This window comes from Hominiventricola aquisgranensis, from assembly GCF_040096225.1.
In the GTDB taxonomy this organism is placed as follows: domain Bacteria; phylum Bacillota; class Clostridia; order Lachnospirales; family Lachnospiraceae; genus Hominiventricola; species Hominiventricola aquisgranensis.
Genome location: NZ_JBBMFC010000001.1, coordinates 203,240 through 216,162, shown reverse-complemented (window position 1 = coordinate 216,162; position 12,923 = coordinate 203,240). Strand labels below are relative to the sequence as shown.

Sequence of the window (12,923 nt, the reverse complement as noted above, 5' to 3'; positions counted from 1 at the left end):
AAAATAAGGACTAAATTAGTGCAACCCCTTGTATTTACTGGAGTTTTCTAACTTGTCCTTATTATAACTCGACCATGAGGCGTAATGTTTGGCATCTGCACTCGGTAAATGTCATTGTATCTACCGACCATATGGTTGAAGCGGTGCTGCCAGTGCATTGCCACAAGTGGCATTCCATTATCATCGTAAAATAGAAATCCACTATATCCGTCTATGGTTTTCTCCACTTTCGGTGCATTTCTGTCCTCGATGATTGCCTGAAACATCTGTGCCACATACTCTGTGATTGGCAATACTCTTGTTCCGGCATCCGTCTTTGTGGTTTCTATGATGTATCGCATGTCTGATGTTCTCTGCAACTGATGGTCGATATTCACTGGTCTGTTCTCAAGATCAATATCCTTTAGTGTCAGTCCACAAAATTCCGATATTCGCATTCCTGTATGAAAGAATATGTACACAACTTCATAGTATTTACAGTACACCACATCGTCATGCACAAACTTTAGGAACTTTCTCATCTGGTCTTTTGTGATTGCCTCTCTTGTAACTGCATCATTTACCAATACCCCGGCAAGTTGAAATCCGAATGGATTCTTTACCAGAATGTCATCATCCACCGCCATCTGAAAGGTTGGTCGCAGCACCCCCGGATGGTATGAATGGAACTGTACCTTTTCCCATCCTCCTGCTGCAATTTGATAAGGAACAGCTTTGCATCGGATGTTTTCACACTTCGTATCGTCTTTTTGCCAAATGCTTCCTTTGCAAGTAATCTCTGTACTGTAACATATCCCTGTTTCGTGCTTTGCCTTACTCCTGTCTTTGTTTTCCAATATCGGTCTACCAGTTCACAGACTGTCATCTGTCCGTCCACGATATTTATAAGCAAATCTAAATCTGTGTTTACCTGTTTTTCCAATTCCCTAAGCGATAGATATGGCTTTTTGCCCTTTGGAAGTTTATCCGTAGGCTCCAGTTTCCAACTGTATACAAAATGTGGTTTTCCATCAATGTGATATTTATATTGATATTTTCCGTCTGCTCTTATGCTTTCTCTCGGTCTTAATACTCTGCGTTTGGAGTCCCGCCTTGTCTGTCCTCTTCCTGCCTTTGCCATTATACCCGCCTCCTTAGTTCTGGATGGTTATGCAGATACTTTTCAACGGCTACACGAAGAATCAGCTTGCGTTCTCCGTAGTATGCCAGAAACTCTTCTCCATCCGTATTATTCAGTAAATCATAAAATTTTCTCCGGCTCAGAACAAAATATTCAATTGCCTCAGAAGGATTCAAAATATCCTTTTCTGCTAAATCTGGTCTTTCCATAAAACACTTCCTTTCTGCCAAAAGTGGCTGTTTTCAAGGGTTTTCGGGGTCATCCTATGTTCGCTCTTATGCCCTGTAATAGCAACTACTTTCGGCAGATAAAAGGAACTATATTTCTGAAGAATTAATAATAAATTCTTCGAACTTCGGGCGGATAATGAGGAATCGATTTCCACAGTACACCGCCACCGTTCCAAGGTTATCCTCTGCAATTCTTCTCAGTTTCTTTATACCAATATTAAAATAAGCTGCTGCCTCCTTGATGGTGAGCATATACTTCTCACTAACAGGAAGCGCTTCATTGCTTTCTGCATTCATAGTATCTCTCCTTCCGACAAGGTGATCACACAGCTGACTCCTTTGTACTATTTTTTCTTTTTTGTCATTTTCACTCTGATTCTGTGATATTTGCCCCCAGGGGCGGTCTAAATCTCTGTCACCTTTTATGCCGGGCAACGGTGCTTCCCTTTCACGCACAAAAAATGCGAATTTGAACGGGGTATTAACACCCAATACAGCGAAATACCATACAAAAAATAAACTTCACATGGTTGTATTTGACGGATGAACTAAGCCGGAATGAGACCGGAAAGATAAAGAGAACGTACAGACTTCATGCGAGCAATGATCATACAGAGGAAATGGCATTTGCGTATGAAATTCATTGCCCTAAGTGTGGCAATCATCTGAAACAGATTGGGAGACAGCTGACATTAAATACACTTGGACTTTATAAATGCCCTGTGTGCGACAGAAATTAAGGAGGAGAAGATTATGATTAGTAATACGCAGATTACGGCACAGCCAGAATATGATATTCAGTTCTGGAATGCGATGAGAAATAAAGAGGCGAGAGAGGATATTCTTGCAAAGGGCAGGGATATTAGTACAGGAACTTACAGTATGCCGACTGTTGCAGCCGGAAAGGTTATGAATGAAATTGAAAAGGAATCTGATTTAAGAAGGATAGCGACAGTTATTCGTGCATACAAAAACGAATGGAGGGTGCGGACATTTTTTTACAGATGATAGAGCGAGGGCATCACTCTATCATCTAATCTGATGATTTTGCGACACCCTCTTCTAATATCATTCAAGAATGTCTTTATTTTGTATAAACTGTATTCCCTTTTGCAATTACTTCAACAAGCCGAAGTTCCTGGTCAAGAATACAAAGATCCGCATCATAGCCTTCTTCAACCTTACCTTTTCCTTTAAGACGAAGAATATCTGCTGGATTCGATGTAATTGTAGAAATAGCTATTTCTAAAGGAATTTCTGTTTTAAACACACATTCCTTTACTTCCTTCAGAAGGCAGCTGGACTGTCCAACGCCCATTCCAAGGAATTCACCATCACTACTGTACATCGGAAGGCTTCCCTGTCCATCAGAAGAAATTGTTATGCGGTCAGGATTTACTCCTGCATCTAACATCCGTTTGATACCATTACATACACGTACCTCATCACAGATAGCTTCCCAATAGTCAATATCTTCATTTCCGGTAAAGTCTACTGCTCCACCTTTCAGCGCATACTCAATCGCCTTGCCAAAAAGCATCTCATTTCGATTGATATGTGTTGGCAGCATTTGAGAAGCCGGTATCTCTGTCTCATCTACTACTCGTTCAATAAGATCTAAACATCTCGGACTGTCGCCAAGATGAACATTTACAATACCAGCTTTTCCGGAAAGAACACCACCAAGTCTCGTATCCGCAACGACACGTGCAAATTCCTCAAAAGTCGGCTGTGAAGAACGATGATCGGAGATCGCGATTTCTCCAGTTCCAATGATTTCCTGAATCATCATAATATCTTTCACAATACTGTCAGTCAGCGTGCGAACCGGAATCTGATAACTGCCTGTATAACAGTATGCAGACATTCCCTGCTCATTCAATCCTTTTGTCTTTGCAACCAGTGCACACATATCACGGCCGATTCCATCTGTTCCAAGGCAGCCAACAACTGTTGTTACTCCAAACTTTGTAAGTCCTTCCATAGTTGCTTCCGGAGTACGATTGGCAAATCCACCTTCGCCACCGCCTCCGAGTACATGAACATGACTATCAATGAATCCCGGAGTTAAAAGTAACCCCTCTCCATTGATCATTTCTGCCTCGGAAAGAAATCCATCTGCGGATATAGAACCTGCATCTTTAATCTTAACAATCTTATCATTAATTGTAAGGACATCTCTTTTTCCCAGATGCTGTGGGGCATAAACATCAATATTCTGAATTAATTTCATCACAAATCACTCTCAATTTTCAAGTCGAACATGTTTTAGAATCCAATTCCAACTGCAACAAGAACTGTAATGATTGCACCAATCATTAAGACACCAAGGAATTTCCACATGAATTTAATCCAGTTAGACCACTCAATCTTTGCAATCGCAAGAGATCCGATCAGACATCCGGATGTAGGAACAATCAGGTTTGTAAATGCATCACCAAGCTGGAATGCAACTACCGCTGTCTGACGTGAAACACCTAGCAGGTCTGACAGTGGAGCCATGATCGGCATTGTGATTGCAGCCTGTCCTGTTCCGGATACGACGAAGAAGTTGAATACGGACTGGAACAGATACATAAGTACTGCTGCAACTGCTCCGGAAACTCCAGACAGTGCATTTGAAATATTATACATAATTGTATTGATAACTGTAGGTGTTGTCGGATCAGATCCCCCAAGAACCTGCATGATGCCCTGAGCCATAGCAACAACAAGTGCTGCACCGATCAGGTCTTTTGCTCCATCTTTGAATGATGTTGCAATATCATTCAATCTCATATCGTTCAGCTTAAAGATAACTCCAATCACACCGGAAACAATTCCCATAATGAAGAACTGTGTAGCAATCTCTGGCATGTAGTATCCTTGTGTCATAACTCCCCAAATTACCCATACTACTGTAGCAGCCAGTGTCAGAAGAACTAAAATGTGTCCAAGACCAAATGAATGTCCTTCGTCAATTCCTGTTTTTTCATTCTGCTCACGGAAATATGCATCCGTCTTATATGCGATTGAGATTGTCGGAGTCTTTTTGATCTTTGCTGCATAGAACATAGTCATTCCACAGCCGAGTGCTGTAAATACTACCCACATTACCATACGGAATCCTGCGCCAGAGAATACGTCAATACCTGCAATACCCTGTGCAATACCTACAGAAAATGGATTCATCCAAGATGATCCGAAACCAATCTGTGTTGCAACATAAGTAACAAGAACTGCGATAACTGAATCATATCCAACTGCTACAAATAACGGACAAAGAATCATAGTAAACGGAAGTGCTTCTTCTCCCATTCCGAAAACTGCTCCACCAAGAGAAAACAGTACGAAAAGTACTGGAATCAGCAGTTTCTCGGCTCCCTTTGCCTTACGGATCAATCCGATCAGTCCGGATTCAATCGCACCGGTACGTATCATGATGCCAAATGCACCACCTACTACCATAAGGAATGCGATAATCTCGATTGCAGAACTATTTACGATTCCGTTATACATATAGTTGAAGATTCCTGTTCCACCATCTCCACTAAAGAGTGCTACTCCTTCTGTTACTACATTTCCTGAATCATCTGTCAGATACTGGAAACTTCCGTCTTTGATTACTGTACGTGTTTTCTCAACACCATTGATCATGTACGAAATATCCTGTGTTTCGTAAAATCCCTTTGGTACAAGGAAAGTCAGAAGTGCCGCGACAACAACTACCAGAAAGATAATGATGTAGGTGTCAGGCACTTGAAATCCCTTATCAAAAGACTTTAACCCTTTTCCTTCTTTTTTGTTCATTTTTGAGTCTCCTTCCCATTTTTGATATACTATATCAGTGTACCATAAAATGCTTAAAATCTAATTAAAAATTTACATATTTTATGTCTTTTTCCTGTATTCTATACACCAAATGATGGGATCGGCTCTACTAATACCAACATTCAACCTTTTGTAAATCCCGTTTTTGTTCTTGAATCCATATCATCAGAAACAGTTAATTCAAAATGATTTCTATTTGTTTTTATAAATCCTTCTTTTTGCAACTTTGATATCTCTGTAGACATTGCTGCACGATCAATACAAAGATAGTCCGCCAGCTGCTGCCGGTCAAAAGGAATGTCAAAGGATAACGACGAATGTCTGATAGACTCGGCTGACAGATATGACAATAGTTTATCCCTGGTTGTTCGCTTGCCAACATGTGTGATCTTATCGTTCAGAATCAGTATCTTATTTGCCAGGACACTGACCAGATTACGAATCAGCTTCTGATGATGTTCACATGCAGTTTGACAAGTAATCAGAAGCCTCTGGACATTCAAAAAAATAATCTCGCAATCCTCATCCGCTACCACACTGATATTCAGGACAGCCCCAGAGCATGCTGCATAGGGTTCTCCAAAGAAATCACCGGTATGACATTTAGACAGAATATTCCGATGCCCCCAGAGATCTTCCTGAATAACAAGAACGCAGCCAGACACCACAAGTCCCATTACTTCGGTAGAATCCCCTGCTCTGAAAATATAGGAATCTCGCTCTTTTGAAATGGTTGTAGCCTTTACACAATGTAATATGGATAGTATCTCGTTATCAGTAAGACCTTTAAAAAATGGACTGTTTCTTAGAATGGGTAAATATTTTTTCAAAATCATTCCTCCTGTTGGAAATCAAACATACAAGTTGTGTTTATTATACTATGATTCTACCAGAAACAAAAGTTAAATGCTATTGACGGAGGATAAAAATGATAAGAAAGATTATCAGGATTGATAAAGACAAATGCAACGGCTGCGGTGTTTGTGCAGATGCCTGCCACGAAGGTGCCATTGATATCATTAACGGAAAAGCGGAATTGGTGAGAGAACATTTCTGTGACGGACTGGGCGACTGTCTTCCGGAATGTCCCACAGGTGCCATTTCATTTGAGGAAAGAGAAGCACCCGCATATGATGAAGAAGCCGTGAAAGAAGCACAGAAGAAACTATTTGTCAAAAATCAGGCAATGTCTGCACACTCGGTGCCAAAGCTTCAGAACTGGCCGGTACAGATTAAACTGGCTCCGGTTAATGCACCATATTTTAACGGTGCAAAACTTTTAATCGCAGCTGATTGTACTGCTTACGCTTATGCCAGCTTTCATCAGGATTTTATTCGAAATAAGGTAACTTTAATTGGTTGTCCAAAATTAGATCAGGTGGATTATAGTGAGAAACTGACCGAGATTATTCAAAATAACAACATTCAAAGTGTGACAATTGTAAGAATGGAAGTTCCATGCTGTGGTGGACTGGAAATGGCAGCAAAAAAAGCCCTTCAAAGCAGTGGAAAATTCATACCATGGCAAGTTGTAACAATAAGTATTGATGGAAAAATATTAGAATAAAAGGAGAATACACAAATGGATAAAAAAATGTTTTGTTTTCAATGTGAACAGACAGTCGGATGTACCGGCTGCACAGGAAATGCCGGTGTCTGTGGAAAAAAGGCGGATACAGCCAGATTACAAGATGAACTGACGGGTGCTTTGATCGGTCTGGCAAGAGCTGTCGATGATACAGCAGCTATTTCCAAAAGAACCGGGCAGGTCATAATCGAAGGATTGTTTACTACCGTTACAAATGTGAGTTTTGATGATGCAGCGATTCAAAATATGATACAAAAAGTCAGAGCCGAGAAAGAAAGACTGGTTCCTGACTGCAGTAAATGTCAGTCATCATGCGGCAAAACAGACGAATACGATATGCAGCAGCTGTGGGATGCCGATGAAGATGTCCGCTCTTTGAAATCTCTTATTCTTTTCGGAATTCGCGGAATGGCAGCCTATGCCTATCATGCAAACGTTCTGAATTATGAAGATGCCGAAGTGAATCGGTTCTTCTGCGAGGCATTATTTAAGATTGGTTACGAAGAAAGTGTGGAGGCACTGCTTCCTGTTGTGCTGAAAGTAGGAGAAATCAATCTGAAGTGCATGGCACTCCTTGACAAGGCAAATACCGAAACTTACGGAACACCAGAACCGACTGCAGTTACTCTTACCGTAGAAAAAGGACCCTTTATTGTTGTGACCGGACATGATCTGAAGGATCTGCAGCTTTTACTTGAACAGACAGAGGGAAAAGGAATCAATATCTATACCCACGGTGAAATGCTCCCTGCCCATGCTTATCCACTCTTAAAGAAATTCTCTCACTTAAAAGGGAATTTTGGAACTGCATGGCAGAATCAGCAGAAAGAGTTTGATCATCTTCCAGCTCCGATTCTTTACACTACCAACTGTCTGATGCCGCCCAAAAGCAGTTACGCTGACAGAGTATTTACAACAGAAGTAGTTGCTTTCCCAGGTGCTGTCCATATCGATGAGAAGAAAGATTTCACGCCGGTCATTGAAAAAGCACTGGAACTGGGTGGTTACAAAGAAGATCAGATACTCACAGGCATCAACGGCGGTACAAAAGTGACAACCGGTTTTGGTCATGCAGCCATCCTGTCCCATGCAGGAACTGTAGTTGAGGCAGTAAAAGCAGGTGCAATCCGCCATTTCTTCCTGGTTGCCGGCTGTGATGGAGCTAAACCAGGTCGAAACTATTACACAGAATTCGTGAAACAGACACCTTCTGACAGCATCATCCTCACTCTGGCTTGTGGCAAGTTCCGATTCAATGATCTCGATCTGGGAGAAATCGGTGGTCTGCCGCGACTGATGGATATGGGGCAGTGTAATGATGCTTATGGTGCGATCCAGGTTGCTGTGGCACTTGCGGATGCATTTGGATGTTCTGTAAATGAGCTTCCGCTCTCCTTCGTTCTCTCCTGGTACGAACAGAAGGCAGTCTGCATCCTGTTAACCCTCCTGCACCTGGGTATTAAAAATATCCGTCTTGGCCCTTCTCTTCCGGCGTTCCTGTCTCCTAATATTCTGAACTTTCTTGTGGAAAATTATGGTATCGCACCTATCACCACACCAGAAGAAGACATTAAAACGCTGATGAACCATAGCAAATAGATTTTTTAAAGTCTCTATATAATCGATAAAGCCGATGCTGAATTCAAAAATCCTGTATCGGCTTTATTGATTACTTCTATTACTGCAGTTTCTTTTCTGCATTTCCTCATTATATTTCACCATTATAAAAGCCCACATTACAGCCGTGAGGATCACCTATTGTCAACCGACTTAACACTCAACCTGTTTCACGGATTTCAACATATTTCTATGTCTGCAGAAAATTCTCCATTGATGTAAAACCATTTATAAACAAGATCATTAACCATTTCTCTGTTATAGTTCAGACAAAATATAAAACCGTTAAATTGGAGATGTTATCAGCATCTTTTCACTTAACCAACTTTTGTAACGTAACCCTGTTACGGGAAGCCGGGTTTAAGGTTTTCGTAATGCGGGCATATCTCTTACATAATCTCAATAAACGTAGTTGCGTTGGACACTTTTATCTGCGTATCCAGTTCCCGAAGCAATGTACTTCTCTTTTCCTCCAGAGCGCTCAGCTTCTTCTGGACTTCCAGGGGATCCACCAGCTCCGTTGTATTTTCTTTCACATACGTATCCACCACTCCCAGCGGCTTTTCGTCCTTTGTCTTGCTGTCTTTTCCAAGAATACTGAGACGCATATTCTCGGCTGTTGACTGCAATTGACCATTTTTGATATCACAAAAACGAATTCTTTCATCATATTCATTTTTAAGCTTACGCTGGAGTTTTCCTTCAAAATCTGCCTCATCCTCATAAACACCCATGCCGCGCAGTCTTCCTCTGAGAGAAATCGCGCCTGCGACTGTGAAAACCCCATAAGATGTGGTAATCTCAGCTTTTGCATTAGAGGCAACAATAGCCGCATCTATCTTCTGGAACCGGTCAATCAGATCCGTGATTTGCTGATAAGCTGCTTGTGCATCCTTTGCAAATTCTTCCTTTCCACATCTTCCAGCATACACCTTTTCCTCGTTCGGCTTTATCGTATCTACAAAACTTGCTTTCTCAATCTTATCAGAAATCTTCTTTACCAATAAATCTCTCTCATCAAGTGCCTGTGTCACTAACATTTTTTCACTCATAGAAAAACCTCCCTCAAAAATCGTTTCTATAACCATTTTAAGGGAGGATCTGTTCATTGTCATTGAACTTGTAGTATAATTCTATGCGATTTTCTTTTCTGTAATTTTTTCAAAATAAGAATAAAGACGTCTGTCCTGATCGGTCTGGGTTTTGATAGAACGCTTTATGACAGGCGTTCTATTACCACAGATCATCTCATCCACTGGCATCTGAAACAATTCACTGAGTGCATAGAGATTGTCAATAGTCGGCAGACTGTTTCCATTTAACCAATGATAAATACTCTGCACACTGCCAAGTTCAAGATACTGCTGCACATCTTTCACGGTAATGCCCTTCGCATCCATGATTCTGCGCAGATTGATTCCGGTTTCTCTTTTGTTGATTAATGGGATCATCATGCACCTCCATCCATAAGATTTGCCTATTCGGGTTATCCCCATCCCTGTAAAAAATGGACACCAAATTCTTCGATGCCCTTTTTAATAAATTCTATATTCATTATGTATGATATCTAACATTTCCTTTGGCGTAACAACAAAAGATCTCGCAGGAAAATGCTTAATATTTCCTGTGACAAGATATGCATCTTCATATTCTTTACGTCCTTCCATAACCACTTCGTAAAAAACAACATCTTTAGGATCTGGAATAATTTCTTCAACTGGAACCGTATCTACAAATATCCCCCTATCAATAATCCCATCGATAAAAGCATCCACGGTTCTTTGATTAAACTTAAATTTAGGTCGTGCCAGCACTTCCCTATACTCTGTAACTATTTCATCACTTAATAAGGGAATCAAAGCTCCCAAAAGTGCCTCATTGGCAATCTGTCCAGGAACAGATTGGAATTTCAGCATAGCGGAAACCAATACATTTGTATCTATTACTGCGTAGTAAAGCATTGATCCCCCTTATTTTAGTTTTCTAACTGCATCAATTTCAGCATTGATCTCTTCCAGTGTCATCTCTGAAGTTCCATTTTCAATCGCTGCATTACTAAGTTCCTGAAGAGCCCTTACTGCTCTTTCAGCCTTATAATCTTTTTTCGGCAAAGTCATATTAAAAGGAACACCATTAACCATTACTGATCTTTTTAAAAACATTCGCACCGCTGTCGATAAATCTATTCCTAATGCGTCATACACCGCAGTTGCCTGATTTTTCAATTCGTCATCAATTCTAACTTGTACTAATGTTGTTGCCATATCAAGCACCTCCTTCGATTTGTTTGTACTTCAATTATAATACATTGAATGATATTGTCAATCATTTGTCAGAAATATTTTGTTTTCTATAGTATATTCAAGAATTAGATATTCATTCTGGATAGAATCTCTTCAATTCCAAAGTCTCCAAAAATGTTTTTATTTTCATATATACCGTTAATAAGTAATAATAATCCTCTATAACAATATTTTCTCTATCTATCAGTTTATCTGTTTGCAAATCCATTCTTCTCCTTATATCATCCGAACTCATACAAAATCTGCCTATATGCAAGAACGGTCAATAATTCAATCGCAAATATTTACGATTGAATTATTGACCATTTATAAACGATTAAGTCCAGCCCTTCCAGATATCCGGCTGATATCCGAGCGTGGACTGCTTTCCATTTCTTACCACCGGTGTCTTCAAAACCTGCGGATTTTCCAGCACCTTTGCAAGCTTGTCTTCCTCCACTGTATATTTAATAAGTGCAAGCAGATCCTTGTCTTTGCCTTCCCAGTTGATCATATTTTCCAGTCCGCCATTGACCTGAGCAACAGAATTGAACTCACCCTTGCTCATACCCTTCTCTTTCATGTCGATGAACTGGTACTTGATCCCCCGCTCTTTGAAAAATCGCTCTGCCTTCTTCGTGTCATTACATTTCTTCGTACCAAATATCTGTATGTTCATATCGGTCTGATCCTTTCATTTGTATCCGTCCATTTTCGTACATCTCAAAATCATATCACTTCACACTTACTCTGCAACAAATGCGACAAGATTTCATTTTTATAAACTGCCGCAATTTCTTTATTCGGAATTGATACCTCACACAGATAACTGCCATCCGCCTGCAGATCTTTCCTCGGTACTTTCAAATATCCAGCCACCAGCAATAAGCTGTAAATATTTGCCGGATCTTCAGCCAAAGAACGATACACCACATTCTGGTCAATTCTGGCGATCACCCTTGTCAGAGAAAAATCTGCTTGTATCCTCATCTGAAATCTCAAAGAACACTCTGAACATATCCATATTCAGAGTCTTGCCAAACCGTCTCGGTCTGGTAAATAACGACACCAGCGGCTTCTGATTCAGGAACTCCTTGATCAGCATCGTCTTATCCACATAATAATATTCCGCCTGCGCCCGCACATAATCAGAAATTCCAATCGGAAACGGCTTCGTACCAGTTCTGGAATCTCTCTTTTATCTCCCTGTTGAAATGCGCCCATCAACAGGTTTTTCCGCATCATCAGGAATCTGCCAGCTCTTTCCATTCTTCACAGCACCTGGTATCTTCCCCTCTTTACAAAATGCTGACACTGTACGTTCTGTCACATTCCATATTGTTGCCATTTCCTTGCAAGTTTTCATTGATGTGCACTCCAATCTTTCAGATAATTGATGACACTAAAAATATCCATCTAATTTTTTTCCGTTCTCGGCATTTTTGTGACATTGCATATTTTATAAATGTAACTCTTTTTACGTTACAGTTATAAAATTCCATCTCTTTTGGCTTCATTAAATAACCGGAAATGGACGAAAAAACAATCGTAAATTTTTATGATTGCTTGTTTACACATTTTAAATCGATGAAATTTTATTCCAAATTTCTAACACAAAAATATCGTTCTTGTCCGAAAATTATCCCCATATCTGCAGGTAATTTTTCCAATAATTTATCCCTCATAATTTGTTTTGCTTTATCAATTCCCATTGCATTACTAATCTGTTTGGCAGAATTCGTTTGACTACATATTCGCATTACTTTCTCAAAAAACTGATGTATAGATACAATAACCCCATCTCGAATCATATTATCAAGATAAAACTGTAACATACATTTATATGAGAGTTTTCCTTCTTTCAGTTCAATCAGCAAAAGTTCACTTTCTCCAGAATACTCCCATTTTGAATATTTTTCCAAATCTTCAATATATTGTACAAACTTTTCATTGCTGAAGAACCATTTAACTCCATCAATTTCAACAACTTCTTTTCTATCTGAATATTCTGTCCTTGGCCAGTATGCCCCATATCCTGGCAAATAAAAATTTATTGTTTTTCCGGTTCTAAAGTGAAAGTATTCTAAGCTATTTAAGATTTCCTTTCCTGTCGGTAAATCTGGTCTTGTCACTAATATCCCTATAGTATCATTCATTACGTTCTTATTTCGAACATTGTAAGCTATCTCTTTCAGCATTCCTTGATATGTTAAAGCTTCATACATTTGTTTTTCCTCGAATCAATTTATACAACTAATTTAATTGTGACATCAAGC

The 12,923-nt window shown here is 39.9% G+C and carries 17 protein-coding genes and 1 pseudogene; 3 read left to right on the top strand and 15 right to left on the bottom strand.

Annotated features, from left to right (window positions below; translation table 11 throughout):
* Positions 1 to 74: 74 nt before the first annotated feature.
* The 3 genes and pseudogenes from WMO62_RS00975 to WMO62_RS00965 all read right to left on the bottom strand — a co-directional run.
* Positions 75 to 1,120 (bottom strand): annotated as a pseudogene (locus WMO62_RS00975) (integrase DNA-binding domain-containing protein); the annotation flags it as partial.
* Positions 1,120 to 1,329 (bottom strand): DNA-binding protein, encoded by a 210-nt coding sequence (locus WMO62_RS00970; protein ID WP_349143507.1) that lies wholly within the window; start codon positions 1,327 to 1,329, stop codon positions 1,120 to 1,122. The pseudogene WMO62_RS00975 and the gene WMO62_RS00970, both read right to left, overlap by 1 nt.
* Positions 1,330 to 1,437: 108 nt before the next feature.
* Positions 1,438 to 1,647 (bottom strand): excisionase, encoded by a 210-nt coding sequence (locus tag WMO62_RS00965; RefSeq protein ID WP_349143506.1) that lies wholly within the window; start codon positions 1,645 to 1,647, stop codon positions 1,438 to 1,440.
* A gap of 456 nt (positions 1,648 to 2,103) precedes the next feature.
* On the opposite strand from WMO62_RS00965, the gene WMO62_RS00960 reads away from it, so the two are divergent.
* On the top strand, positions 2,104 to 2,358 hold the full coding sequence (locus WMO62_RS00960; RefSeq protein ID WP_349143505.1) for a hypothetical protein: 255 nt from the start codon (positions 2,104 to 2,106) through the stop codon (positions 2,356 to 2,358).
* Between the two features lie 76 nt (positions 2,359 to 2,434).
* On the opposite strand, the gene iadA is transcribed toward WMO62_RS00960, so the two are convergent.
* From iadA to WMO62_RS00945, 3 genes are all read right to left on the bottom strand, one after another.
* Positions 2,435 to 3,583, bottom strand: a complete 1,149-nt coding sequence (gene iadA, locus WMO62_RS00955) for a beta-aspartyl-peptidase (protein WP_349143504.1) — start codon at positions 3,581 to 3,583, stop codon at positions 2,435 to 2,437.
* Between the two features lie 35 nt (positions 3,584 to 3,618).
* The gene (gene yfcC / locus WMO62_RS00950) at positions 3,619 to 5,139 is read right to left on the bottom strand and encodes a putative basic amino acid antiporter YfcC (RefSeq protein WP_117496758.1); all 1,521 of its coding nucleotides are present in this window, start codon (positions 5,137 to 5,139) and stop codon (positions 3,619 to 3,621) included.
* A 143-nt stretch (positions 5,140 to 5,282) separates the two neighbouring features.
* Positions 5,283 to 5,990, bottom strand: a complete 708-nt coding sequence (locus tag WMO62_RS00945; RefSeq protein ID WP_349143503.1) for a Crp/Fnr family transcriptional regulator — start codon at positions 5,988 to 5,990, stop codon at positions 5,283 to 5,285.
* 98 nt (positions 5,991 to 6,088) lie between these two features.
* Between WMO62_RS00945 and WMO62_RS00940 the strand changes: the two genes are divergently transcribed.
* Positions 6,089 to 6,727: an ATP-binding protein gene (locus WMO62_RS00940; protein WP_349143502.1), complete on the top strand. Its 639-nt coding sequence runs from the start codon at positions 6,089 to 6,091 to the stop codon at positions 6,725 to 6,727.
* Between the two features lie 15 nt (positions 6,728 to 6,742).
* Complete coding sequence (hcp, locus tag WMO62_RS00935) at positions 6,743 to 8,347, top strand: hydroxylamine reductase (RefSeq protein WP_349143501.1); 1,605 nt, start codon at positions 6,743 to 6,745, stop codon at positions 8,345 to 8,347.
* Between the two features lie 407 nt (positions 8,348 to 8,754).
* Here the strand turns inward: hcp and WMO62_RS00930 are convergent, their stop codons facing one another.
* The 9 genes from WMO62_RS00930 to WMO62_RS00890 all read right to left on the bottom strand — a co-directional run bounded on the left by WMO62_RS00930 (position 8,755) and on the right by WMO62_RS00890 (position 12,872).
* Positions 8,755 to 9,417: a hypothetical protein gene (locus tag WMO62_RS00930; protein ID WP_117496752.1), complete on the bottom strand. Its 663-nt coding sequence runs from the start codon at positions 9,415 to 9,417 to the stop codon at positions 8,755 to 8,757.
* A gap of 81 nt (positions 9,418 to 9,498) precedes the next feature.
* A complete protein-coding gene (locus tag WMO62_RS00925) occupies positions 9,499 to 9,819 on the bottom strand; it encodes a helix-turn-helix domain-containing protein (protein ID WP_349143500.1) in 321 nt (106 codons plus the stop codon).
* 81 nt (positions 9,820 to 9,900) lie between these two features.
* Positions 9,901 to 10,326 carry a putative toxin-antitoxin system toxin component, PIN family gene (locus tag WMO62_RS00920; protein WP_349143499.1) on the bottom strand — a complete coding sequence of 142 codons (426 nt, stop codon included), beginning with the start codon at positions 10,324 to 10,326 and terminating at the stop codon, positions 9,901 to 9,903.
* Positions 10,327 to 10,335: 9 nt separating this feature from the next.
* Positions 10,336 to 10,629: a type II toxin-antitoxin system RelB/DinJ family antitoxin gene (locus WMO62_RS00915; RefSeq protein WP_349143498.1), complete on the bottom strand. Its 294-nt coding sequence runs from the start codon at positions 10,627 to 10,629 to the stop codon at positions 10,336 to 10,338.
* A gap of 355 nt (positions 10,630 to 10,984) precedes the next feature.
* On the bottom strand, positions 10,985 to 11,326 hold the full coding sequence (locus WMO62_RS00910) for an arsenate reductase family protein (RefSeq protein WP_349143497.1): 342 nt from the start codon (positions 11,324 to 11,326) through the stop codon (positions 10,985 to 10,987).
* A gap of 50 nt (positions 11,327 to 11,376) precedes the next feature.
* The gene (locus WMO62_RS00905) at positions 11,377 to 11,637 is read right to left on the bottom strand and encodes a hypothetical protein (RefSeq protein WP_349143496.1); all 261 of its coding nucleotides are present in this window, start codon (positions 11,635 to 11,637) and stop codon (positions 11,377 to 11,379) included.
* Positions 11,588 to 11,764 (bottom strand): AAA family ATPase, encoded by a 177-nt coding sequence (locus WMO62_RS00900; protein WP_349143495.1) that lies wholly within the window; start codon positions 11,762 to 11,764, stop codon positions 11,588 to 11,590. The genes WMO62_RS00905 and WMO62_RS00900 overlap by 50 nt, the downstream gene beginning before the upstream one ends.
* A gap of 81 nt (positions 11,765 to 11,845) precedes the next feature.
* Positions 11,846 to 12,013, bottom strand: a complete 168-nt coding sequence (locus WMO62_RS00895) for a helix-turn-helix domain-containing protein (RefSeq protein WP_349143494.1) — start codon at positions 12,011 to 12,013, stop codon at positions 11,846 to 11,848.
* Positions 12,014 to 12,242: 229 nt separating this feature from the next.
* On the bottom strand, positions 12,243 to 12,872 hold the full coding sequence (locus WMO62_RS00890; RefSeq protein WP_349143493.1) for a hypothetical protein: 630 nt from the start codon (positions 12,870 to 12,872) through the stop codon (positions 12,243 to 12,245).
* Between the last annotated feature and the right edge of the window lie 51 nt (positions 12,873 to 12,923).